We start from the raw sequence: 21624 nt of genomic DNA on the forward strand, positions 1-21624 counted from the left end.
TTGAAGTGAACTCCTCCATCCTCATCGACATCAGCCAACTGCGTGTCGGCATGTACATCCAGCTCGACGTGGGTTGGTTGCACCATCCGTTCCCGGTGAGCAGCTTTCGTGTGGCGGCGGCGGAGCAGATTGCCACCTTGCGTGAGCTGGGGCTCACCGAGGTGCGGTACTTTCCCAAAAAGAGCGATCCAGAACTGAGGGAACTCGTGCCTGCAGCCTGGAGCGTGCCGGAAATGAAGGCATCGTCTTCGAGTGCACCTGAGGCTTCGACAGCTACTGCCACGGTGGACCCAGAGGCGCAGCGCAGGCGTGAATTGCTGGAGGCCCAGAACCGGACGCTGGCGGCCTGCAATCAGCGGTTTGGGGAGGCCACGCGGCAATACCAGGCGCTGGAGCGTGTCGTCTCGGAGCACCCCGACCAGGCCCGTACCAAAGGCGAAACGCTGGTGTCAGGTTGCGTGGCCGAACTCCTGGAAAACGGTGATTCTGTCATCCGGCTGTTGTCGGAAGGGGTGGGCGAGCGCAATGCCCTGCACCCGATCAACGTGATGGTGATCTCTTTGCTGCTGGGCCGTGCGTTGGGCATGAAAAGTGCCGAGCTGCACGACCTTGGCATTGCCGCGCTGATTCATGATCTGGGCAAGCTCAAGCTGCCGCCGAATCTCAGGCAACCTACGCCCTCCATGATTCCGATGGAGCGTACGCGTTACGAGACCCATGTGGCTGAGTCCGTGACACTGGCCACGCGCATGGGGCTGCCCGAACCTGTGATTACCGCCGTTGCTCGGCACCATGAGATGGCCGATGGCAGTGGGTTTCCACTGCGGTTGTCGGGGTCCGATCTGGGGCGCGCGAGCCAGGTGCTCGCCCTCGTCAATCGCTACGATCGCATGTGCAATCCCGCCAATGGAGTGGATGCGCTCACACCCCACGAGGCTTTGTCGGTCATCTTTGCACAGCTCAAGGCGCGCTTCGATTCCGTGGTGCTCGGGGCATTCATCCGCATGATGGGGGTGTACCCGCCGGGCTCCATCGTCCAGTTGGTGAACGACCGCTATGCGATTGTTGCCTCGGTCAACTCTTCGCGTCCGCTGCGGCCCAAGGTCATCGTCCATGACTCCCGGGTGCCCAAGGATGAGGCTCCCATCCTGGACCTGGAAACTGTGCCCGAGCTGGGTATCCGGCGCAGCCTCAAGCCTGCGCAACTGCCGCGCGATGCGCTGGACTACCTCTCTCCGCGGCAGCGTATCTGTTACTTTTTCGAGCGTGCGGTCAGCCCCGGTCCCGAAGAGGCAGGGTCGTGACCGTTTCGCAGTCCCACGGCTGGCTCGACGGTTTACAGGAGGCCGTCTGGCTGGTCGATGAGACCAGCCTGCTCATCCTTCACGCGAATGCCGCCGCGCAGCGGCTGGTGGGCTTGCCTGTGGCCGAGATGGTGGGTACGCCCGTGTTGCGTCTGGCCTCCACACCGCAGGACATGGCGTTCTGGGGGGAGTCGGCCCAGGTGGTTGCAGATGGCATTCATTCCCACACCAGCCTTTTGCGCGCTGACGGCACCCTGGTTCCGGTCAATCGTCAGGTGACGCGCGTTCCTGCAGAGGTCGCTTCTGGCACGGTCTTCATGCTGACCATGCTGGATCGCAGTGTCCAGGAATCGACCGAGCGCGAGCTGGAAACTTTGCTTTCTGAGCTGCGCGCCACGCTGGATTCTGCCGCTGACGGCATGCTCGTGTGCAGCCTCGATGGCCGGGTGCGGGCTTTCAATCAGCGGCTTGCGCAACTGTGGAATATTCCGCGCGATTTGCTGGTGCGGCGCGACGATGCGGCTGTCTATGCGCACATGGAGGCCCAGGTTGAGGACGCACGTGCCTATGCGGAGCGTTTGGCTGCCATCGCCCGAGAGCCGATGCAGGAGAGCACCGACATTCTGGTGTTGCGAAATGGCTTGGTGCTGGAGTTGCGCACCGTGCCGCAGTTCAGCCAGGGGCGGCCCGTGGGGCGGGTGTATTCGTACCGGGACATCACCCGCCAGACCGAGATACAGGCCAGCCTGAGACTGGCCGCACGGGTGTTCGAGTCCAGCCTGGACGCCATCTTCATCGCCGACAGCCAGCACAGGGTCTTGCGCATGAACCCAGGCTGCGAGCGGCTGGTGGGGCCGTCTGCCAAATCGTTTGAAGGCTGCCTGGCGGCGTCGTTGTTCGGTGGTGGGTCGGACGCGGCTTTCATGGAGCAGGTGCTGCAGGGGTGGGCCAAGGAGGGTTTCTGGGAAGGCGAGCTGTGGCTGCCCCGTGACAACGGCACCTATTGCGCAGTGCAGTTGTCATGGGTGGCGCTGCGCGACGACGAAGAGCGTCTGGTGCAGAGCATCGGCTTCATGCGGGATCTGACGCTGCAGCACGCCGCCCAGAAGCGCATTGAGGAGTTGGCCTACAGCGACGTACTCACGGGCCTGCCCAACCGTCTGCTGTTGTCGCAGCGTGTGGACACTGCCATCCAGGGGGCGCGCCAGAGCGACACGGGCTTTGCCATCCTGTTTCTGGATCTCGACCGCTTCAAGATCATCAATGACTCCCTCGGCCACCCTTTCGGTGACCGCGTGCTGCAACTGGTGGCCGAGCGCCTGCAGGCCTGCCTGCGCCAGACGGACATGTTGTGTCGACTGGGTGGCGATGAATTTGTCATCTACCTGCATGGCGGTGATGCCGTGGTGGCTGAGAGCGTGGCGCGCCGCATCCTTGACGACATGCTCAAGCCCTTCATGCTTGACAGCATGGGCTTCTCCATCCAGTGCAGCATCGGCATGGCGCTGTACCCACAGGACGGTGCGACGCTGGACGATCTCATCAAGCAGGCTGACACGGCCATGTACCGTGTCAAAGAGCGCGGCCGGGGTAGCTATGGCTTTTACCAGCCGCAGATGAATGCCAATCTGCTGTCGCGCATGCAGATGGAGCATGCGATGCGCCAGGCGCTGGGGCTTGACCGCATGGCAGTGCACTACCAACCACAGGTCAACATGGCCACCGGGCGCATCACGGGGGCCGAAGCGCTGATACGCTGGACCGACCCGGAGTTCGGTGCAGTATCACCTGGGCAGTTCATCCCCCTGGCGGAGGAGTCTGGCTACATCGTGACGCTGGGCGCGTGGGTCATGGAGCAGGCCGTGCGTGAGGCGGCGGTGTGGATGCACAGTGGCATGCCGATCATGATTTCCGTGAACGTGTCTGCGCTGGAGTTCCGGCAGCCTGATTTCGTGGACCGCATCACCCGGCTACTGGCGGTGCACCAGTTGCCGCCCACGCTGCTGGAGCTGGAGCTGACGGAAACCATCCTGCTGCAGGATGCACAGGAAATGGAGCAGCGCCTGCGTGTGCTCGCCGGGCTTGGCATTGGACTCGCCATCGACGATTTCGGCACCGGGTATTCCAGCCTGGCGTACCTGAAGAAGCTGCCGATCCACAAGCTCAAGATCGACCAGTCCTTTGTGCGTGGCCTGCCCGACGATGATGGAGACCGGGCCATCGTGAGTGCCATCATCAGCATGGGGCGTGCCATGCACATTGAGGTGGTGGCAGAGGGGGTGGAAACAGAAACTCAGCAGGCGGTGTTGCTGCAGATGCAGTGCGACCACTACCAGGGATTTCTCTGCGCGCCAGGGCTTTCTGCCCAGGAGTTTCGCGCCATGCTTGCCAGGCCCTTGCCTTTGAAAGCGCGGGGGCGGCGCAGTTCGGTCCAGAACTAAGGCAACCTGGTGCTACGGCCCCCCGGTAGCATAGGGGGCGGTCCAGAGACGCTTAAAGCGCCGCGATGCCCTTCCAGAGCATGTACGCCGCCAGTCCGAACAACAGCGATGCGAATACACGCTTGAGCTGCTTGACTGGCAGGCTGTGTGCTGCTTTGGCGCCCAGTGGCGCGGTGAGCACGCTGCAGGTCGCTATCACGGCCAGGGCGGGGAGCCAGATGTAGCCCAGCGAGGCGGTTGGCAATCCCTCCACGTTCTGCCCTCCGATCACATAGCCCACCACGTTGGCCAGTGCGATGGGAAAACCCAGCGCCGCACTGGTGGCTACCGCGTTGTGGATGGGCACGTTGCACCAGGTCATGAATGGCACGCTCACGAACCCGCCACCAGCACCCACCAGGCCCGACAGGAATCCGATCACGCCACCTGCCGCCACCTGGCCTGCACCACCGGGCATCTGGCGCGTGGGGGCGGGTTTTTTGTCCAGAAACATCTGTGTGGCCGAAAAACTCACGAACAACGCGAAGAAGATGGCTAGGAACGAACCCTTGAGCAGCGCAAACACGCCCAGGCTCGCAATGAAACCACCGAGCACGATGCCAGGCGCCAGCCGCTTGACGATGTCCCAGCGCACGGCGCCGCGCTGGTGGTGGGCCCGCACACTGGAGATCGACGTGAACATGATGGTGGCCATCGAGGTGGCAATCGCCATCTTCACCGCCAGATCGGGTGCGACCTTTTGCGCGCCCAGGATGTAGGTCAAGAACGGGACCAGCAGCATCCCGCCGCCAATGCCCAGTAGGCCCGCCAGAAAACCTGTGGCCAGGCCCAGGACACCGAGTTCAACAATCAGCAGGGGATCGAGCATGGCGCGACGTCAGACAAAGGGGTGGAAAGAGGGGAGGGAAGGCGGGGAGATGCCCTGTCGGAGATGCTGCAGCGTGGGGTTGCGTGGACAGGGGCATGGGGAAGAAGGTGTCTGCGAATGCCACCGGACTCTCATCCTGAACCGGGGGTTCAGGTGGGCGAGGGCAGCCAAGCGTTGGGTTCATCTGACGCGAGATGATCACGCTCACCGGGCAATGTACCAAGCCCGAGCTCGTTGAGCATTGGTTCAAGGAAATATAAAGCCCGGCGGCTTCGCAGACACCGCCATTGTAGGCGCTGCCTGCACGGGTTGAGTGTTTGGGGCCATGTAAAGCCCGTAAGCTTTGAGGGGTGCAGATCGGGGGCAATCCGGCAGGCTTGGCGCTGTGCTGGGGGGCTGTCAAAGAAGGCGGCCGTCGTCGCCCAATGCCTGATCCAATCGCTGCACCAGGGCATGAAGGCGCTGCTGGTCTTCGTCGGGTAGGAGGGTTTCCTGCGTACCCGTGCTGGCAGCGGTTGCGATGGTGGGGCTGGCCGTTTTGGCGGCGGCACCTGCTGCCAGGTCGGCAGCCTCGCGGTCGGCGATTTCGAAAGCTAGGTTCAAGGCCGCCAGCACCGCAATGCGTTCGCGGGCGCGGACCTTGCCCGCATCGCGGATGCGGATCATCGCGGTATCGACACGCTCCACAGCATCCAGCAGGCGGCTTTCGTGGCCCTCGGGGCAGGTCAGCAGGTAGCTTTGCTGCAGGATCTGCACCTCGATTTGCTTCATTCGGCTTCCTTGGTGACAGCGGCAGGGGCTGCGGCGGGCAGGCGCTCCAGCAGTGCATCCACGCGGGCGCGGGCGGCACTGAGGCGGGATTTGAGGGAGTCCCGTTCTTGCGTCAGCGCGGCCACCTGATCGGTCAGCAGCGCGTTGGTGCGTTGCAGTTCTGCCTGGCGCAGCAGCAGGCGGTCGACGCGCTCGGCGATCTGGTCGGTGGGGGACGGTGTGGCCATACAGCCCCCGATTGTAGGGTTGCAGGCTGTAAACAGCCGTAAAATCGCGCGGTTGGTGCTCGCGGTGTGGTTCACATGCCGCAGTTCAACGGGAAGCAGGGAGGCGCAGTACCACCGGTACACGCCCAGCCTGCGCTGCCCCCGCAACGGTCAGCGGACGAGTCTTTCGACTCTCTCTCCATCCATACGCCACTGAGCGCCTTGAACAAGCGCATGGGAAGGCATTGGGGGGGTGTTCCGCCAGCCCGGATACCGGCCAACACGGTGGCTGCGTGCGCCCTTTTTGGAGCTGCGCGGCTGTATCACCCACATGCTGGCGGGAGGCCGGCCCGGGTTGTTTGTTGACGATGATCCCCATGAAAATCCGTACCCTTCGTGCGCGCCCTGTGGCGCTGCTGCGCCTGCCTGCCCACCGTGTGGCCCTGTTGACCCTGGCGGTTGGCAGCGCCTGCAGTGCGCTGGCCCAGAGTGCCCCGGCAACCGGCGAACTGCTGGCCCAGAACCTGCGCGCGCCCTCGCTCGCCGAAACCGTGGTGGCCGCCACGCGCACGCCGCAGCCGCTGTCCGACCTGGTGGCCGACATCTCCATCGTGGACCGCGAAACCATCGAAAGCAGCGGCGCCACTGGCCTGGCCGACCTGCTGGCCCGTCTGCCGGGTGTGGAGTTCTCGCGCAATGGCGGCCCGGGTGCCACCACGGGTGTATTCCTGCGCGGTGCCGAATCGCGCTTCACAGCGGTGTACATCGACGGGGTGCGCATCGATTCGCAGTCCACCGGGGGGGCGCCGTGGGAGAGCATTCCGCTCGGCCTCATCGATCGCATCGAAGTGCTGCGCGGCCCCGCAGGCGCCGTATACGGATCGGATGCCATGGGCGGCGTGGTGCAGATTTTCACCAAGCGCGGCGAGAACGGCACGGCGCCGTATGTGGGCGTGGGCATTGGCAACCACAACACCACCAAGGTGGAGGCCGGCATCAGCGGGGCCAGCGGCACCGTGGACTACGCGCTGGGCTTTGCGCGCGATGACAGCAAGGGCTTCAACGCCCGCACGGTGGCCACCCAGAACCCTGACCGCGACGGCTACCGCACCACGGCAGGCCATGCCCGAGTGGGCCTGCAGGTCGATGCGGCGCACCGGCTGGAGGGAACGCTCATGGTCAATGACTCCAACAGCGGCTACGACAGCGGGCTGGGCAAGGACGACCGCAACTTGCACACCATGCACGCCCTGGGCCTCAACTGGATTGCCCAGTGGAGCAGCGCTTACAAGACGCGCTTGTCCATCACCGACTCGCGCGATGAATACGAAACCCGCCCCTCGCCCTACCTGAGCGACACGCGCCTGCGTGGCTACTACTTCCAGAACGAATGGCGCCAGGGCGCGCACTTGGTCACGGCCGCGCTGGAGCGCCGCGAAGACCGTCTCGAAAACGCCCCCATCGATGCCAAGCGCTCGCAGGACGCGCTGGCCCTGGGCTACGGCTACAACGCTGCAGGCCACACCGTGCAGCTCAACCTGCGCCACGATTCCGACAGCGAGTTTGGCGGCAAGAGCACCGGCAGCGTGGCCTACGGCTACGCCATCACACCGCAGTGGCGCGCTACGGCATCGGTGGGCACGGCCTTCCGCGCGCCCACGCTGTACCACCGCTTCAGCGAATACGGCGTGGCCACGCTGCGCCCCGAAAGCAGCCGCAATGCCGAAGTGGCGCTGCGCTACGCCCAGGGCAACAGCACGTTCTCGGCCACGCTGTTTCGCAACCGTGTGAGCAACCTGATTTCGTTCTCTGGCCCCGGCACCTGCCTGTCGGACTTTGGCTGCTACGCCAACACGGCCCGGGCCGAATACAAGGGCGTGACGTTTGCGGGATCGCACCGCCTGGGCGATGTGCAGCTGCACGGCTCCATCGACCTGCAGCGCCCGCGTGACCTGGACACCGGCAAGCAGCTGGCGCGCCGTGCCAAGCAGCACGCCACCTTCGGCGCCGACACCCGCCTGGCGGGGTGGACCGTGGGCGCCGAAGTGCAGGCATCCGGCCGCCGCTTCGACACCGTGGCCAACACCAATGTGCTGGGTGGCTACACGGTGGTCAACCTGTACGCCAGTACCCGCATTGCGCGCGACTACACGCTGCTGGCCCGCATCGACAACCTGGCCGACAAGGACTACCAGCTGGCCCGCACCTATGCCACCGCAGGCCGCACGGTCTACGTCGGTGTGAAGTGGGCGCCGCAGTGAAGCCCCCCCTGAGGCGCTGCGCGCCTTCCCCCCGCGGGGGGACGCCACCCGTGGCCTGGCGGAGCCAGTTCCACGGTGGCACTGGCATCGTGCGTGCCAGTTTCATAGGCATGCTGGGCATGTGTTCCCCAGGGTGGCTGAAATGACCAGGTGCCCCGCGTTGCTGATTGCCGCCCCGGCTTCCGGGCAGGGCAAGACCACCGTCACTGCCGCCCTGGCGCGCCTGCATGCGCGCCAGGGCCGGCGGGTGCGGGTTTTCAAGTGCGGGCCGGATTTTCTGGACCCGCACTGGCACCTGCTGGCCAGCGGGGCGCCGGTGCACCAGCTCGATTTGTGGATGAACGGTGAGGCCGACTGCGCGCAGCGACTGCGCGACGCCGCCGTCGAGTCGGACCTGATCCTCATCGAAGGCGTGATGGGCCTGTTTGACGGCAGCCCCAGCGCGGCCGACCTGGCCCGGCACTTTGGTGTGCCGGTGCTGGCGGTGGTCGATGCCTCGGCCATGGCGGGCACGTTTGGCGCGCTGGCCTATGGCCTGCGCCACTACCGGCCGGGCCTGCCCTGGGCGGGGGTGCTGGCCAACCGCGTAGGCAGCGCGCGCCATGCCGACATGTTGCGTGACGGCTTGCAAGATGCCGACGACTGGATGGGCGCGCTGATGCGGGTGCAGCCAGGCAATGCGCCTTTAGCCGCCAAGGCCGGTGCGGCGCTGCTGCCCGAGCGCCACCTGGGCCTGGTGGCCGCGCACGAGCTGGACGACAGCCTGCAGCGGCTGGACGCAGCGGCCGATGCGCTGGCTGCTACGCCGCTGGGCCAAATGACGCTGGAGGACCTGCAGCGCTGGGCCGTGGACTTTCCGGCGCCTGCATCCACGGTTGCCGTGCCTGCTTTGCTCGCAGGCCGTACGGTGGCCGTGGGGCGTGATGCGGCGTTCTGCTTCATCTACGCTGCCAACGTGCAATGCTTGGAGCAGATGGGCGCGAGCGTGGTGTTCTTCTCGCCCTTGCACGATGCGGTGCTGCCCGATTGCGACGCGGTGTGGCTGCCCGGCGGTTACCCCGAGCTGTACACCGCGAAGATCGCGGCCAACACCGGGATGCAAGCCAGCCTGCGCGCCCATGTGGCCGCAGGTAAACCGCTGTGGGCCGAGTGCGGCGGCATGATGGCGCTGTTTGAATCCATCACCCTGGCCGATGGCAGCACGGCCACTTTGTGGGGCCTGCTGCTCGGTCACGTCACCATGCAAAAGCGCCTGGCAGCGCTGGGGCCGCAGCAACTGACCGTGGCAGGACACACGTTGCGCGGCCACACCTTCCACTATTCGACCAGCGACAGCAGCGCCCCCGTGGTGGCCCGCACGGCGCGCCCGAACGAGGCGGTTGCGCGGGATGCGGGCGAGGCGCTGTACCAGCAGGGCAGCATCCACGCGAGCTATTTCCACGCATGGTTTCCGTCCAGCCCCGAAGCCGTGGCCCACCTGCTGGGGGGCGCATCGGTATGACCATCACCACCGAACTGATTCTGGGCGGCCAGAAAAGCGGCAAGTCCCGCCGCGCCGAGCTGCTGGCGCGCGACTGGCTGGCGCAATCCAGCGACCACCGCGCCGTGCTGATCGCCACGGGCCAGGCCTGGGACGACGAAATGCGTGAGCGCATTGCCCGCCACCAGCGCGACCGTGCCGAGCGCGTGCCCGGCCTGCAGACGGTGGAAGAGCCGCACGACGTGGCCGCAGCCCTCACGCGCCTCAGCACGCCGCACACCCTGCTGGTGGTGGACTGCCTCACGCTGTGGCTCACCCGCTGGACCATGCCCGTGGGTGTGGAAGCCATGAGTTTTGAACAAAAACAGGGTCTAGCGCTTGATTGGCAAGCACAGGCAGCTATGTTTTTGGTAGCGATTCGGAAATCCCCTGGCCCCGTTGTTCTGGTGGGCAACGAAATTGGCCTGGGGGTTATCCCGATGGGGCGCGAGGTGCGCGCTTTTGTGGATGCACTCGGCACGCTCAACCAGCAGGTGGCGCAGGTGTGCCCCCGCGTGACGCTCATGGCGGCTGGCCTGCCGCTTACCTTGAAAGAACCTCGCTGATGAAACCCACCCCCGTGCGCCGCATCCTTTGGGTGATCGCAATCGTGATTGCGCTGGGCCTGCTCATGGCTGGCCTGGCGCGTGCACAGCCCGTGCACATCAAGGACGACAAGGGCCGCGAGGTCTCGCTGCCCCGTCCGCCGCAGCGCATCGTGAGCCTGCTGCCCTCGTTGACCGAAAGTGTGTGCGAGCTGGAGCAATGCCACCGGCTCGTGGGGGTAGACCGCTATTCCAACTGGCCGGAGGCCGTGATTGCCAAGCTGCCCAAGGTGGGCGGCGGGCTGGACCCGAGCATCGAGGCCATCGTAGCGCTCAAGCCGGACCTGGTGCTCATGTCCGTCAGCTCGCGTGCCAGCGACCGGCTGGAGGCACTGGGCCTCACCGTCGTGCAGCTGGAGCCCAAGACGCATGCCGACGTGCGCCGTGTGCTGGGCACCGTGAGCGACCTGCTGGGCGTGCCTCGTGCGCAGGGGGCCGACCGCCTCTGGCGCGTGATCGACGCCGGCGTGGAGGCGGCAGCGCAATCTCTGCCGCCCAAGGCGCGGAATGCGCGGGTGTACTTTGAAGTGAGCCGGGGGCCGTACGGGGCGGGCGAAGCGTCTTTCATCGGCGAATCCCTCACCCGGCTGGGGGTGCGCAATGTGGTGCCCGCATCGCTGGGCCCGTTTCCGCGCCTGAACCCCGAGTTCGTCGTGCGCGCCAACCCCGACATCATCATGATCGGCAACCGCAGCATGCAGGCTATGGTGCCGTACCCCGGCTGGGCCACCATGCGCGCAATCCGCGAGAACCGGCTGTGCGTGTTTGGTCCTGGCGACTCCGATGTGGTGGTGCGCCCTGGGCCGCGCATGGCCGAAGCCGCGCGCATCATGGCACGCTGCCTGGTGGAAAAGGCCCCATGACCGGCGCTTCCATCGGTGTGCCCACCAGTTCCGCCACCCGCCGCGCCGCGTGGTGCGCTGCCTGGTTGCTGCTGGCCAGCGTCTTGCTGGCACTGTGTGGCGCCAGCGTGGGCAGCACGGGCTTTGACAGCGTGCTGCGCATGCACGGCGATCCCGTGGCCTGGCAGATCGTGTGGGACATCCGCCTGCCGCGCACGCTGGGCGCCTGGCTGGCGGGCGCGCTGCTGGGCTTGTCGGGCGCAGTGGCGCAGGGGTTGTTTCGCAACCCGCTGGCCGACCCGTACCTGCTGGGCAGCGCCTCGGGCGCAGCGTTGGGCGGGGCTGTCGCCATGGCGCTCTTCGGGGTGTCGCCGGTGGCGGCGCAGTGGATGGCCCGCATCGGCATCACGGGCATGGCATTTTTGGGCGCGGCGGGGGCGGTGGTGCTCACGCTGCTGCTCGCCAAGGGCGTGCAGCACACGCTGCGCTTGTTGCTGGCGGGGGTGATTGTGGGCGTGGTGCTGGGCGCGCTGCGTGACCTCGTGGAACTGGCCTCGCCCGACATCCTGCAGGCCATGCAGGCCTTCACGCTGGGCAGCACGGCTTTTGTGGGCTGGGCGGCCTGCTTGCTCATGGCCGTGGCCTGGGCGCTGTGCTCGGTGGTTGCCTGGATGCTGGCACGTGCGCTGGACGGCCTCACGCTGGGCGAGGCCACGGCCGCCAGCCTGGGCTTGCCACTCATGCCCATGCGTGTGGGGCTGGTGGCTGCCATGGCGCTGGCCACGGGCACGGCGGTGGCGCAGACGGGGCTCATCGCCTTTGTGGGGCTGGCGGCTCCGCACCTGGTGCGTTCCATCGTGCGCGTGACACACGAACGGCACATCGTGCTCTCCAGCCTGATGGGCGCGGTGCTGCTCATGGCGGCCGACATCCTGGCGCGCTGGCTGCTGGCGCCGCAGGAGTTACCCGTGGGCGTGCTCACGGCGGCGCTGGGCGGCACCTATCTGCTGTGGCTCATGCACCGGCGCACCTCGCAAGGGGGTGCACTATGAAATCAATAGCTATCAGTGCAAATGGAATAAGCGCCAGCATCGGGAATCGCTCAATATTGCAGGGCATTGACCTGCAATTGTCCGCCGGGCGCTGGACCAGCATCGTCGGCCCCAACGGCGCGGGCAAGTCCACCCTGCTCAAGGTGCTGGCGGGCCTGCTGCCACGTGTGGCGGTGCAGGGCGACGTGTTGCTGCTGGGCCGCCCGCTGGTACAGATTCCTGCGCGCGAACGCGCCCGCCAGCTCGCCTGGCTGGGCCAGAACGAAGGCTCGGCCGACGACCTGACCAGTTATGACGTGGCCATGCTCGGCCGCCTGCCGCACCAGGCCTGGCTGGCACCGCCGGGTGCGGCCGACCACGCAGCGGTGGAGCAGGCGCTGCGCACCACGCAGGCCTGGGACTGGCGCCACCGTCCGCTGTCGCAGCTGTCGGGTGGCGAGCGCCAGCGCGTGCTGCTGGCCCGCGCCCTGGCGGTGCAGGCGCAGGTGCTGCTGATGGACGAGCCCCTGGCCAACCTCGACCCGCCGCACCAGACCGACTGGCTGCACACCATGCGTGCATTGGTCGATGCGGGGGGCACGGTGGTCAGCGTGCTGCACGAGGTGTCGCTGGCACTGCAGTCCGACGACATGGTGGTGATGGCACAGGGCCGCGTGCTGCACCAGGGCGCCTGCGATGCACCCGCCACGCATGAGGCGCTGGAGAGCGTGTTTGACCACCGCATCCACGTGCGGCATCTGGATGGCATGTGGATGGCGCTGCCATCGATGCAGCGCAAGCACAGCCAATGAAACAACACATGGATTGAGGGAGTGGAAGCATGAACATCGAATCGGGTTTTTCGCAGGTCGCGCAGTCGTTGCTCTGGCCGGTGCTGGTGCTGGTGGGGCTGGCGTTTGTCTACGCGTTGTGGTCGGGCGGCGCCACGCTCATGGAGGCGTGGCAACGCTGGCGCCAGCCGCAATACCGCTCGCTGCGCGTGGCGCCGGGCCTGTCGATGGAAGAGCTGGAGCTGCAACTGGTGCGCCAGGTGGAGCCCGTGCGCCTGCTCAGCCGCCTGTCGCCCATGCTGGGGCTGATCGCCACGATGATCCCACTCGGCCCCGCGCTGCAGAGCGTGGCGGCGGGCAACGGCCAGCAGGCGCTGGCCGTTTTCAGCGGCGCCTTTGCGGGCGTGGTGTTGGCGCTGGCCGCCGCGTCGGTGGGCCTGGTGGTGTACTCGGTGCGCCGCCGCTGGCTGCTGGCCGAGCTGCTGGTGGTGCGCAAGGAGCGTGGGGTGGGGGAATGATGCGCCACTTGAACGTCCTGGCCGAGGACGACGACGACCCGATGCTGTCGGCCGTGAACCTGGTGGATGTGTTCCTGGTGCTGGTGGTGGCGCTGCTGACGGCCGTGGCCGTGCAGACCCAGACCAGTGCCAATGAAAGCGTCACCATCATCCGCAACCCCGGCCAGCCCGATATGGAAGTGGTGGTGCGCGAGCAGGGCAAGGAAGTGCGCTTCAAGGGCGCTGGCAGCGCAGCGCAAGGGCAGGGCGTGCGCGCGGGCGTGGCCTACAAGCTGGAAGACGGCAACATCGTCTACATCCCTGAAACAGGCGCTGCTCCTGCCAGCGCTTCGGCCGGTGGCGCGGGTGGCGCCGCCACGCCGGCACCCGCCAAGCCATGAAGACACTGATCTTGCGTGCGGCACTGTGGTGCCTGCTGCTGGCTGCGCCGCTGGTGCATGCCGTCCAGGCTGAGAAAGCCTTGGCAGCGGGCGGCGCTGATAAAACAGCGCCGGTGCTGCTCTGGCTCGCGTCCGACATCACCACCGCCCCGCGCACGGCCATGGTGCAGCGCCTGGCCTCCGACGCGGGCCTGGGCTTTGTGCACATCGATTACCCGCTGGCCGGCCCGGCGGTACTGGACGCGGCCCAGGCCCAGAAGCTGGAGCGCGCACTGGCAGGCGCCGCCATGGTGTGGGTGGATGCCCCGCATGCCAGCGTGGAGGCGCGCTTGCGCCGCATGGTCGGCGCGCAGCTCGATGCCCGCGCCGCACGCGCCCCGGGCCGCGTGGTCTGGGTGCCTGCGGGCACGCCTGCTGTGGACCTGTCTGCGCTGGAGGCTCCTGCCCGCATGGTGGCTTACCTGCAAGCGGGCGGCCCGCGCAATCTCAAGAACGCCATCGCCCTGGCGCGCGCCACGGTGGCGGGTGTTGCGATGCCGACTTTGCCCGCGCCCGACATCCTGCCCCCCCGGGGCATCTACCACCCCGACGCGCCCCGCCTGCTGCCCAACGCCGCCGCGCTGGAGGCCTGGCGCCAGGGCCAGCCCGCGCTGCGCAGCCTGCCCGCCGTGGCCGTGCTGGTGCACCGCCACCACTTCATCGACGGCAGCACGGAGTGGCTCGATGCCTGGCTGCGCACCTTCCGCCAGCAGGGTCTGTTCGCTTATGCGGCCTTTGGTCAGCAGGTCACGGCGCAGACCCTGGCCGAGGTGCTGGAGCTGCCCCCCGAAAGCGGCGCCGGCCCGGGCCGCCTGCATGCCTCTGCCCTGGTGCTGCACCAGCTCGTGCCTCAGGCCGCCGCGCTGCAGCCCTTGCTGGCCCGCTGGGGCGTGCCCCTGCTGGGCACGCAGCCTTACCGCGCGGGCGATGCCTCCGCGTGGGAGGCCAGCGACACGGGCCTGTCGCTGTCCGATGTGCCGTTCTACCTGGCGCAGCCCGAAGCGGCCGGTGCCATCGACCCCATCCTGGTGGCAGCCCACGGCGCCGAGGGCCGGGACTTCCGCCTCATCGAACGACAGGCCCAGGCCGTGGCGGCCAAGGCGCGGCGGCTGATCGCACTGCAGACCAAACCCGCCGCCGACAAGCGCCTGGTGGCCATGGTCTACAACTACCCGCCGGGTGGCACCAACTTTGGCGCCTCGTTCCTCAACGTGCCGCGCAGCCTGGAACAGGTCTCTGGCGGCCTGGCCCAGGCGGGCTACCGTACTGAGCGTGTGCCCGAGCAGGGCTGGATTGATGGGCTCAAACCGCTGCTCGCCGCCTACTACCCCGGCGCCGATGTGCGCGCGCTGCTGCAAAACGGCCAGGCCGCCGCGCTGCCGCTGGCGCGCTACGAGCAGCACCTGGCCACCTTGCCCAAGGCCGTGCGCGAGCGCATGAACGCGCACTGGGGCCCACCCGAAAAGAGCCGCTACGTGGTCGAGTGGCAGGGCGAAAAGGTGTTCGCCGTCCCGCGCCTGCAGGTGGGTCAGCTGGCCGTGCTGCCCCAGCCCCCGCGCGAAGAAACACTGCGCCTGGGCCAGAACCCGTTCATGCACAAGAGCAAGGCGCCGCTGTCGCACCATTACCTGGCCGTGTACCTGTGGGCGCAGCTGGAGGCCGACGCGCTGATCCACTTCGGCACCCACGGCACGCAGGAATGGGCCGGTGGCAAGGCGCGTGCGCTGGATGTGCACGACGACGCGCTGCTGCCGCTTGGTGACCTGCCCGTGGTCTACCCCTACATCGTGGACAACCTGGGCGAGGCCCTCACGGCCAAGCGCCGGGGCCGCGCCGTGCTGGTGAGCCACCGCACGCCCGTGTTCGCCCCGGCAGGTTTCGAGGCGCGCATGGCCCACATGCACGAGGTGATGCACGAATGGGAAACCGTGGACGAAGGCCCCACGCGCCGCGCGCTCGAGAAGCAGCTGGTGGCGCAGTTTGTAGAGCACCAGCTGCACCGCGACCTGGGCTGGAGCGCCGAGCGCATCGCGGCCGACTTCCACGGCTTTCTTGAAATCCTGCACCCCTACCTGGACCAGCTCGCGCAAAGCTCGCAGCCCAAGGGCCTGGCCGTGTTCGGCCGCGTGCCCGCGCCCGAGCAGCGGCGCGAGACCATCCTGCAGGCGCTGCGCAAGCCGCTGATCGGGGCGCTGGGCGAGGACATCGACGAAGCCTTCCTGATCAAGCACGATGCCGTGCTGGCCGCGCGCCCCGCGCGCTGGCTGGAAGTGGCGTTGAAGGACGCCGAGGCTGCGAGCGTCCTCGACCTGCGCCCCGCGCTGCCCGATGCGCCGCCCGCACAGGACGGCTTGGTGCGCGCCGAAGACCATGTGCCCAACCGCGCAGCGCGCCAACCCATCGACACGCCCGCGCTGCTGCAACTGGCCCAGCGCGCGCAGGAACTGGAGCGCTTGCTGGCCACCGAAGGCGAAATGCCCGGCCTGCTCGCGGGGCTGGAGGGCCGCTTCCTGCCCGCAGCCTACGGTGGCGACCCCATCCGCAACCCCGAGAGCCTGCCCACGGGCCGCAACCTCACGGGGCTGGACCCGAGCCGCTTGCCCACGCGCCAGGCCTATGCCGTGGCGCAGACGCTGTTCAACGACTGGTTCAAGGACTATCAGGCGCGCCACGGCGGCCGGGCGCCAGAGCGTATGGCGCTGTCGCTGTGGGCGGGCGAAACGCTGCGCCACCAGGGCATCATGGAAGCGCAGGCCCTGGTGGCGCTGGGCATGCGCCCGGTGTGGGACGACGCGGGCCGCCCGGCGCGGGTCGAGACCATTCCCGCCGATGAGCTCAAGCGCCCGCGCGTTGATGTGCTCATGAGCATCACCGGCTCGTACCGCGACCAGTTTCCCGCGCTGATGGCGCTGCTCGACCGCGCGGTGGCCCAGGCCGCCACGGCCGAGCCAGGCAATGTGATTGCACGCAATACCGCGCAGATCGGCCAGGAGCTGCGCAAGCAAGGCGTGCCCCGCGCACAGGCTGAGCAACTGGCACGCGTGCGCGCGTTCGGCAATGCGGTGGGCGACTACGGCACTGGCCTGTCCGACGCGGTGCAGAGCGACGGCCTGCAAACCAACGATGCGCGCCTGGGCCAGATGTTCCTGGAACGCATGAGCCAGCCCTACCTGGACGGCGAACCCGTGACGAGCGTGGCGGGTGGTACGGCGGCGAAGGCGCTGGGGGCGCACCTGCGCCGCACCGATGCCGCCATCCTGTCGCGCAGCTCGCACCTGTATGCCATGGTCAGCTCGGACGACCCGTTTCAGTACCTGGGCGGCCTGTCGGCCGCAGCCCGCGTGGCCGGGCGAGCGCAGGGGCTGGAGCTGCATGTGGCCCAGCTGCAGGATGTGGGCGAGCCCACCACCGAAACCGCGCAGCGCGCCATTGCACTGGAGATGCAGTCGCGCTACCTGCACCCGGGCTGGCTCCAGGCGCAGAAGGCCGAGGGCTATTCGGGCACGCTGCAGGTGCTCAAGGCCGTGCAGTTCGCCTGGGGTTGGCAGGCCGTCGCGCCCGACACGGTGCGCAGCGATCATTGGCAAAGCTTTTATGACGTGCTGGTGCGCGACAAGCACCAGCTGGGCCTGCCCGAGTGGCTGAAAGAGCATCCACAGGCCTATGCCCAGTCGCTGGAGCGCCTGGTGCAGGCGCAGCGCCAGCGCTATTGGCAGGCCGATGCCGACACGCAAAAACAGCTCGCGCAGCTGTACCAGGAGCTGACGCGTGCCGCGCCTCTGGCGGCCGAGCTGCCCAGCGTGCGCCGCTGGGTGGAGCGAGCGGCGCGTGGTGAGTCCGTAGAGCTGACCCCGCCTGCTGGCATGGCCATTGCCGCGCCGCAGTCGCCAGCCCTGGCAGCGCCACAGCCTGCGCCCCCCGCCGCTGACCTGCCCGCGCCGCCCGCCCAGGCAGAAGCACCACCTTCCGCGCCCGCCGTGCCTACCATGGGCGTGTTGCTGGAGCGGCAGCCCGAGCCAGCCCCTTCTGACAGCGCAACCGAGCCCAGCCCCGTTGAGCGCATGGCAGGCATCGTGGCCCTGCTGGTCATGGCCCTGGTGGCGATGGCGGGCGCCGCGTGGCAGGCGCGCCGTCCGTCCTCGCTGTCTTCCCCGTTGCAACCGGCCGGCGTTTGATGCCTGGCCTCTTTGAAAGAATCGACACCATGCAGATCGAAACCCCGCCGACCGAAAAACGCTACGAAAAACCCGAGGGCGAACGCCGGGGCCTCATCATCGTCAACACCGGCGACGGCAAGGGCAAAAGCACGGCCGCCTTTGGCCTGGCGCTGCGCGCCCATGGCCGGGGCAAGGCTGTGAAGATCTTCCAGTTCATGAAGGTGCCCACCGCGCGTTTTGGCGAGCACCGCATGTTCGAGCAGATTGGCCTGCCCATCGAGGGGCTGGGCGACGGCTTCAGCTGGAAGAGCAAAGACCTGGAGCACTCGGCCCAGCTCGCGCGCGACGGCTGGGAAAAGGCGCGCGCCGCCATCCTGTCGGGCGAGCATTTTCTGGTGGTGCTGGACGAGATCACCTACCCGCTGATCTACGGCTGGCTGCCGCTCGACGGCGTGTTGCAGACCCTGCGCGATCGCCCCAAGGACGTGCACGTGTGCCTCACCGGCCGTCGCTGCCCGCCCGAGATCATTGAGCTGGCCGACACCGTGACCGAGATGCAGCTGATCAAGCACGCGTTCAAGGCGGGCATTCCCGCGCAGCGCGGCATTGAAGATTAGTGAGGCCGCCGTGTCTGACCAGTGGCTTTTGTTGCTCACACCCGCCGGGGGCTGGCCCATGGTGGCTGTGTGGATCGGCGTGCCGCTGCTGGCTCTGGCGGTGGACTGGTGGCTGGGCGAGCCGCCCGCTGCCTGGCATCCGGTGGTCGGGATGGGGCGGGCGCTGCACTGGTGGGGTGAGCGCCTGGCGCCCCGGATGCCAGTGGCCCGAGATTTCAAGCTATTTTGGCGCGCAGCGCTTGTCTGGTGCGCGCTGGCTGCTATTGTTTTTATAGTCGGTTGGGCGGCGCAGAAGCTGGTGCTGATGCTGCACGGTTTTGTGGCGGCGGCGTTGCTGGCACTGCTGCTCAAGCCCCTGCTGGCCTGGCGCATGCTGCACGATGAAGTGCTGGCGGTGGAGGTGGCGCTAGGCCAATCGCTGCCCGCCGGGCGTGCGCAGCTGGCCCGGCTGGTGAGCCGGGATGTAAGCGCGCTCACCGCCGTACAAGTGCGCGAATCGGCCATCGAGTCGCTGGCCGAGAACCTCAACGACTCCGTGGTGGCGCCGTTGTTCTGGTTTGCGCTGCTGGGCCTGCCGGGCGCTGCGCTGTACCGCTTTGCCAATACGGCCGATGCCATGTGGGGCTACCCGGGCATGCGCGGCGGGCGCTACTGGCAATGGGCGGGCAAGTGGGCGGCGCGGGCGGACGACGTGCTGTCGTGGGTGCCTGCACGCATCACCGCTTTGTTGTTGGCGGTGGTCGCCAAGGGCCTGCCTTTTTCCACTCTGGCCCGCCAGGCGCGCAAGACGCCATCCCCCAACAGCGGCTGGCCCATGGCGGCCATGGCACTGGCGTTGAACGTGCGCCTGGCCAAGCCGGGTGTGTACACGCTGCACAGCAAGGGCCGCCGGGTTGGGCCGCTCGATACGCGTCGTGCCGCGCGCCTGGGCACGCAGGTGGTGCTGGCGATGGTGCCGGTGGCGGCCGCCCTTCAGCTGCTGGTCCTGGTTGCCTTTGCCTGGGTGCATGCATGACGGTCCCAGGTCCTTTTTGCTTGCCTGTGCAATCGCATGGTGGGCCGGACGCTGCGGGCATCCCGGTGTTTGATTTTTCGACCAACAGCAACGCCTGCGGGCCTTGCCCGGAGGCGCTGCACGCCGTGAAGGCGGCCGATGCCACGCGCTACCCCGACCCGGCCTACACGGCTCTGCGCGAGGCCCTCGGCGCCTTCCATGGCGTGGTGCCGGGGCGCATCGTGCTGGCTGCGAGTGCCAGCGAGTTCATCCACCGCATCACCGCGCTGGCCGCACAGCAGGGCGCAGTGCAAGTAGCGGTGCCGCCGCACAGCTATGGCGACTATGCCCAGGCCGCGCAGGTGCGCGGGCTGGAGGTGCTGCGGGGCGGCGGTGCCGCGGCGGGTTTGCAATGGGCGTGCGAGCCGTCGAGCCCTTTGGGGCTGGAAGATCCCGCGCTGGGCGTTTGGCGGCCGGGCGATGCTGCTGCCTGGCGTGTGCTCGACTGCGCGTATGTCCCCCTGAGGTTGGACCCCGAGGGCGCATGGACCGGCGCACCGCAGCCGTACCTGCCATCGGCCTGCTGGCAGCTCTGGACCCCCAACAAGGCCCTGGGGCTGACGGGTGTACGTGCCGCCTATGCGATTGCGCCGCCAGACTCTGAAGGGCAGGCGCTGGGCCTGACGGCCCTGGCGTCTTCCTGGCCTGTGGGCGCCCACGGCGTGGCACTGCTGCAGGCGTGGACGCAGGCCACCGTGCAGCAATGGCTGGTGCACAGCCTGCGCACTCTGGGCGATTGGAAGGCGCGCCAGCAGACGCTGTGCACCGATCTGGGCTGGGCCTTGCACGCAGGCAGCCTGGCCAACTATTTCTGCGCGCAGCCCGCCACCAACACGTTGCAAAGCGATCTGGCCGCGCTGCGAGCCAGCGGCATCAAGCTGCGGGATGCGACGTCGTTCGGCCTCCCCGGCACCGTGCGCCTGGGGGTGCTGGCGCCCGCGGCACAAGATGCGCTGCAGGCCGCATGGCAGGCGCTGCCGGGCCGTACCATCCCGCATTCCATCGGATCGAGGGAGACCTTGTGAGAACCATCACCGTCAATCGCTACGTCACGCCGCTGCGTGAAGGTGGCTCCATGCCCGCCATCGTCGAAGGCGACGACCTGGGCACCTACGTGCTCAAGTTCCGTGGCGCAGGGCAGGGCGTGCGCGCCCTGCTGGCTGAAATGATCGCGGGTGGCATCGCCCGTGCGCTGGGCCTGCCCGTGCCCGACATCGTGCTGGCCCTGCTCGACCCCGCCCTGGCGCAGACCGAGCCCGACCCGGAGATCCAGGACCTGGTGCGCGCCAGCGGTGGCCTGAACGTGGGGCTGGATTACCTGTCGGGCGCGCTCAATTTCGACCCGGCGGTGGATGTCGTGTCGGATGATTTTGCCTCGCGCCTCGTGTGGTTCGATGCCTTGGTGGGCAATGTGGACCGCACCGCGCGCAACACCAATCTGCTGATGTGGCACCGCCAGCCCTGGCTCATCGACCACGGTGCGGCGCTGACCTTTCACCACGCCTGGAACGGCACGGTGGCCCTGCCCGCCAAACCTTTTGCGCCCATTGCCGACCATGTGCTGCTGGCCCGGGCCACGCTGCTCGCGCAGGTGGATGCCGAGCTGGCCGCGCGCCTCACGCCCGAGGTGGTGGCGGGCATCCTGGCCGAGGTGCCCGACGAGTTTTTGGTGCTGGCCGGTGCAGATCACGAAGAAGGCCTGCTGACCGCTGCCCCTACCCACCGCCAGGCCTATGTGGACTACTTCTGCGCCCGCCTGGCCGGGCGCGCCACCTGGGTGAATGCACTGAAGGAGGCCGCCGATGCACGTGCCTGAGGTGTATGACTACGCCATCGTGCGCGTGGTACCGCGTGTGGAGCGCGAAGAGTTCATCAACGCAGGCGTGATCCTGTCGTGCCAGCGCACCGGCTTTCTGCAGGCTGCCATCGCGCTCGATGAAGCGCGCCTGCTGGCCATGGATCCGCACGCCGACATCGACACCGTGCGCCGCCACCTGTCCGCCATCGTGGCCATCTGTGCGGGCGACGAAGGCTGTGGCCCCATTGCGCGCCTGCCGTACCGCCAGCGCTTTCACTGGCTCACCGCCAAACGCAGCGCCATCATCCAGACCTCTCCCGTGCACACGGGCCGTTGCACCGATGCGGCCGCAGCACTTGAACACATCATGGACCGCATGGTCCGCCCACTGCCTTGACTGAAAACTCTGCTCCCCAATTGGC

At 67.6% G+C, this 21624-nt stretch carries 19 protein-coding genes and 1 riboswitch; of the genes, 16 read left to right on the plus strand and 3 right to left on the minus strand.

What is annotated here, in order from left to right:
* The first annotated feature begins 5 nt into the window (after positions 1-5).
* Both ACSQ22_RS16225 and ACSQ22_RS16230 read left to right on the plus strand, forming a co-directional pair.
* Positions 6-1304 (plus strand): HD-GYP domain-containing protein, encoded by a 1299-nt coding sequence (locus ACSQ22_RS16225; protein WP_436130902.1) that lies wholly within the window; start codon positions 6-8, stop codon positions 1302-1304.
* Positions 1301-3745, plus strand: a complete 2445-nt coding sequence (locus tag ACSQ22_RS16230) for an EAL domain-containing protein (RefSeq protein WP_436130903.1) — start codon at positions 1301-1303, stop codon at positions 3743-3745. Before ACSQ22_RS16225 ends, ACSQ22_RS16230 begins: the two co-directional genes overlap by 4 nt.
* Positions 3746-3797: 52 nt before the next feature.
* Here ACSQ22_RS16230 and ACSQ22_RS16235 read toward each other — a convergent pair whose 3' ends face one another.
* The 3 genes from ACSQ22_RS16235 to ACSQ22_RS16245 form a co-directional block, all read right to left on the minus strand.
* Positions 3798-4613 (minus strand): sulfite exporter TauE/SafE family protein, encoded by an 816-nt coding sequence (locus ACSQ22_RS16235; RefSeq protein WP_436130904.1) that lies wholly within the window; start codon positions 4611-4613, stop codon positions 3798-3800.
* Positions 4614-5012: 399 nt separating this feature from the next.
* Positions 5013-5384 carry a cell division protein ZapA gene (locus tag ACSQ22_RS16240; protein WP_121506920.1) on the minus strand — a complete coding sequence of 124 codons (372 nt, stop codon included), beginning with the start codon at positions 5382-5384 and terminating at the stop codon, positions 5013-5015.
* Positions 5381-5611 carry a DUF904 domain-containing protein gene (locus ACSQ22_RS16245; protein WP_436130905.1) on the minus strand — a complete coding sequence of 77 codons (231 nt, stop codon included), beginning with the start codon at positions 5609-5611 and terminating at the stop codon, positions 5381-5383. Before ACSQ22_RS16245 ends, ACSQ22_RS16240 begins: the two co-directional genes overlap by 4 nt.
* Before the next feature lie 36 nt (positions 5612-5647).
* Positions 5648-5886: riboswitch (cobalamin riboswitch) on the plus strand.
* A gap of 81 nt (positions 5887-5967) precedes the next feature.
* Here ACSQ22_RS16245 and ACSQ22_RS16250 point away from each other — a divergent pair.
* The 14 genes from ACSQ22_RS16250 to ACSQ22_RS16315 all read left to right on the plus strand — a co-directional run bounded on the left by ACSQ22_RS16250 (position 5968) and on the right by ACSQ22_RS16315 (position 21599).
* Positions 5968-7851, plus strand: coding sequence for a TonB-dependent receptor domain-containing protein (locus ACSQ22_RS16250; RefSeq protein WP_436130906.1), 1884 nt, complete (start codon positions 5968-5970; stop codon positions 7849-7851).
* A 142-nt stretch (positions 7852-7993) separates the two neighbouring features.
* Positions 7994-9352 (plus strand): cobyrinate a,c-diamide synthase, encoded by a 1359-nt coding sequence (locus ACSQ22_RS16255; RefSeq protein ID WP_436130907.1) that lies wholly within the window; start codon positions 7994-7996, stop codon positions 9350-9352.
* Positions 9349-9936 carry a bifunctional adenosylcobinamide kinase/adenosylcobinamide-phosphate guanylyltransferase gene (locus tag ACSQ22_RS16260; protein ID WP_436130908.1) on the plus strand — a complete coding sequence of 196 codons (588 nt, stop codon included), beginning with the start codon at positions 9349-9351 and terminating at the stop codon, positions 9934-9936. Before ACSQ22_RS16255 ends, ACSQ22_RS16260 begins: the two co-directional genes overlap by 4 nt.
* The gene (locus ACSQ22_RS16265) at positions 9936-10838 is read left to right on the plus strand and encodes an ABC transporter substrate-binding protein (RefSeq protein WP_436130909.1); all 903 of its coding nucleotides are present in this window, start codon (positions 9936-9938) and stop codon (positions 10836-10838) included. The genes ACSQ22_RS16260 and ACSQ22_RS16265 overlap by 1 nt, the downstream gene beginning before the upstream one ends.
* A complete protein-coding gene (locus ACSQ22_RS16270; RefSeq protein ID WP_436130910.1) occupies positions 10835-11869 on the plus strand; it encodes a FecCD family ABC transporter permease in 1035 nt (344 codons plus the stop codon). Before ACSQ22_RS16265 ends, ACSQ22_RS16270 begins: the two co-directional genes overlap by 4 nt.
* The gene (locus ACSQ22_RS16275; RefSeq protein WP_436130911.1) at positions 11866-12660 is read left to right on the plus strand and encodes an ABC transporter ATP-binding protein; all 795 of its coding nucleotides are present in this window, start codon (positions 11866-11868) and stop codon (positions 12658-12660) included. Before ACSQ22_RS16270 ends, ACSQ22_RS16275 begins: the two co-directional genes overlap by 4 nt.
* Positions 12661-12689: 29 nt before the next feature.
* Complete coding sequence (locus ACSQ22_RS16280) at positions 12690-13157, plus strand: hypothetical protein (RefSeq protein WP_108499548.1); 468 nt, start codon at positions 12690-12692, stop codon at positions 13155-13157.
* The gene (locus tag ACSQ22_RS16285; protein WP_436130912.1) at positions 13154-13537 is read left to right on the plus strand and encodes a DUF2149 domain-containing protein; all 384 of its coding nucleotides are present in this window, start codon (positions 13154-13156) and stop codon (positions 13535-13537) included. Before ACSQ22_RS16280 ends, ACSQ22_RS16285 begins: the two co-directional genes overlap by 4 nt.
* Entirely contained in the window at positions 13534-17751 is a 4218-nt protein-coding gene (cobN, locus tag ACSQ22_RS16290; RefSeq protein WP_436130913.1) for a cobaltochelatase subunit CobN, read from the plus strand. The genes ACSQ22_RS16285 and cobN overlap by 4 nt, the downstream gene beginning before the upstream one ends.
* 29 nt (positions 17752-17780) lie before the next feature.
* A complete protein-coding gene (cobO, locus tag ACSQ22_RS16295) occupies positions 17781-18350 on the plus strand; it encodes a cob(I)yrinic acid a,c-diamide adenosyltransferase (RefSeq protein WP_121508745.1) in 570 nt (189 codons plus the stop codon).
* 58 nt (positions 18351-18408) lie between these two features.
* Positions 18409-19365 (plus strand): adenosylcobinamide-phosphate synthase CbiB, encoded by a 957-nt coding sequence (cbiB, locus tag ACSQ22_RS16300; protein WP_436130989.1) that lies wholly within the window; start codon positions 18409-18411, stop codon positions 19363-19365.
* Positions 19362-20429 (plus strand): aminotransferase class I/II-fold pyridoxal phosphate-dependent enzyme, encoded by a 1068-nt coding sequence (locus ACSQ22_RS16305; RefSeq protein WP_436130914.1) that lies wholly within the window; start codon positions 19362-19364, stop codon positions 20427-20429. Before cbiB ends, ACSQ22_RS16305 begins: the two co-directional genes overlap by 4 nt.
* Positions 20426-21220: a HipA family kinase gene (locus tag ACSQ22_RS16310; RefSeq protein ID WP_121419636.1), complete on the plus strand. Its 795-nt coding sequence runs from the start codon at positions 20426-20428 to the stop codon at positions 21218-21220. The genes ACSQ22_RS16305 and ACSQ22_RS16310 overlap by 4 nt, the downstream gene beginning before the upstream one ends.
* On the plus strand, positions 21207-21599 hold the full coding sequence (locus tag ACSQ22_RS16315; protein ID WP_436130915.1) for a DUF3037 domain-containing protein: 393 nt from the start codon (positions 21207-21209) through the stop codon (positions 21597-21599). The genes ACSQ22_RS16310 and ACSQ22_RS16315 overlap by 14 nt, the downstream gene beginning before the upstream one ends.
* Positions 21600-21624 lie beyond the last annotated feature (25 nt).

Origin of the sequence: Acidovorax sp. LjRoot38 (assembly GCF_964252975.1) — a bacterium.
In the GTDB taxonomy this organism is placed as follows: domain Bacteria; phylum Pseudomonadota; class Gammaproteobacteria; order Burkholderiales; family Burkholderiaceae_C; genus Acidovorax; species Acidovorax facilis.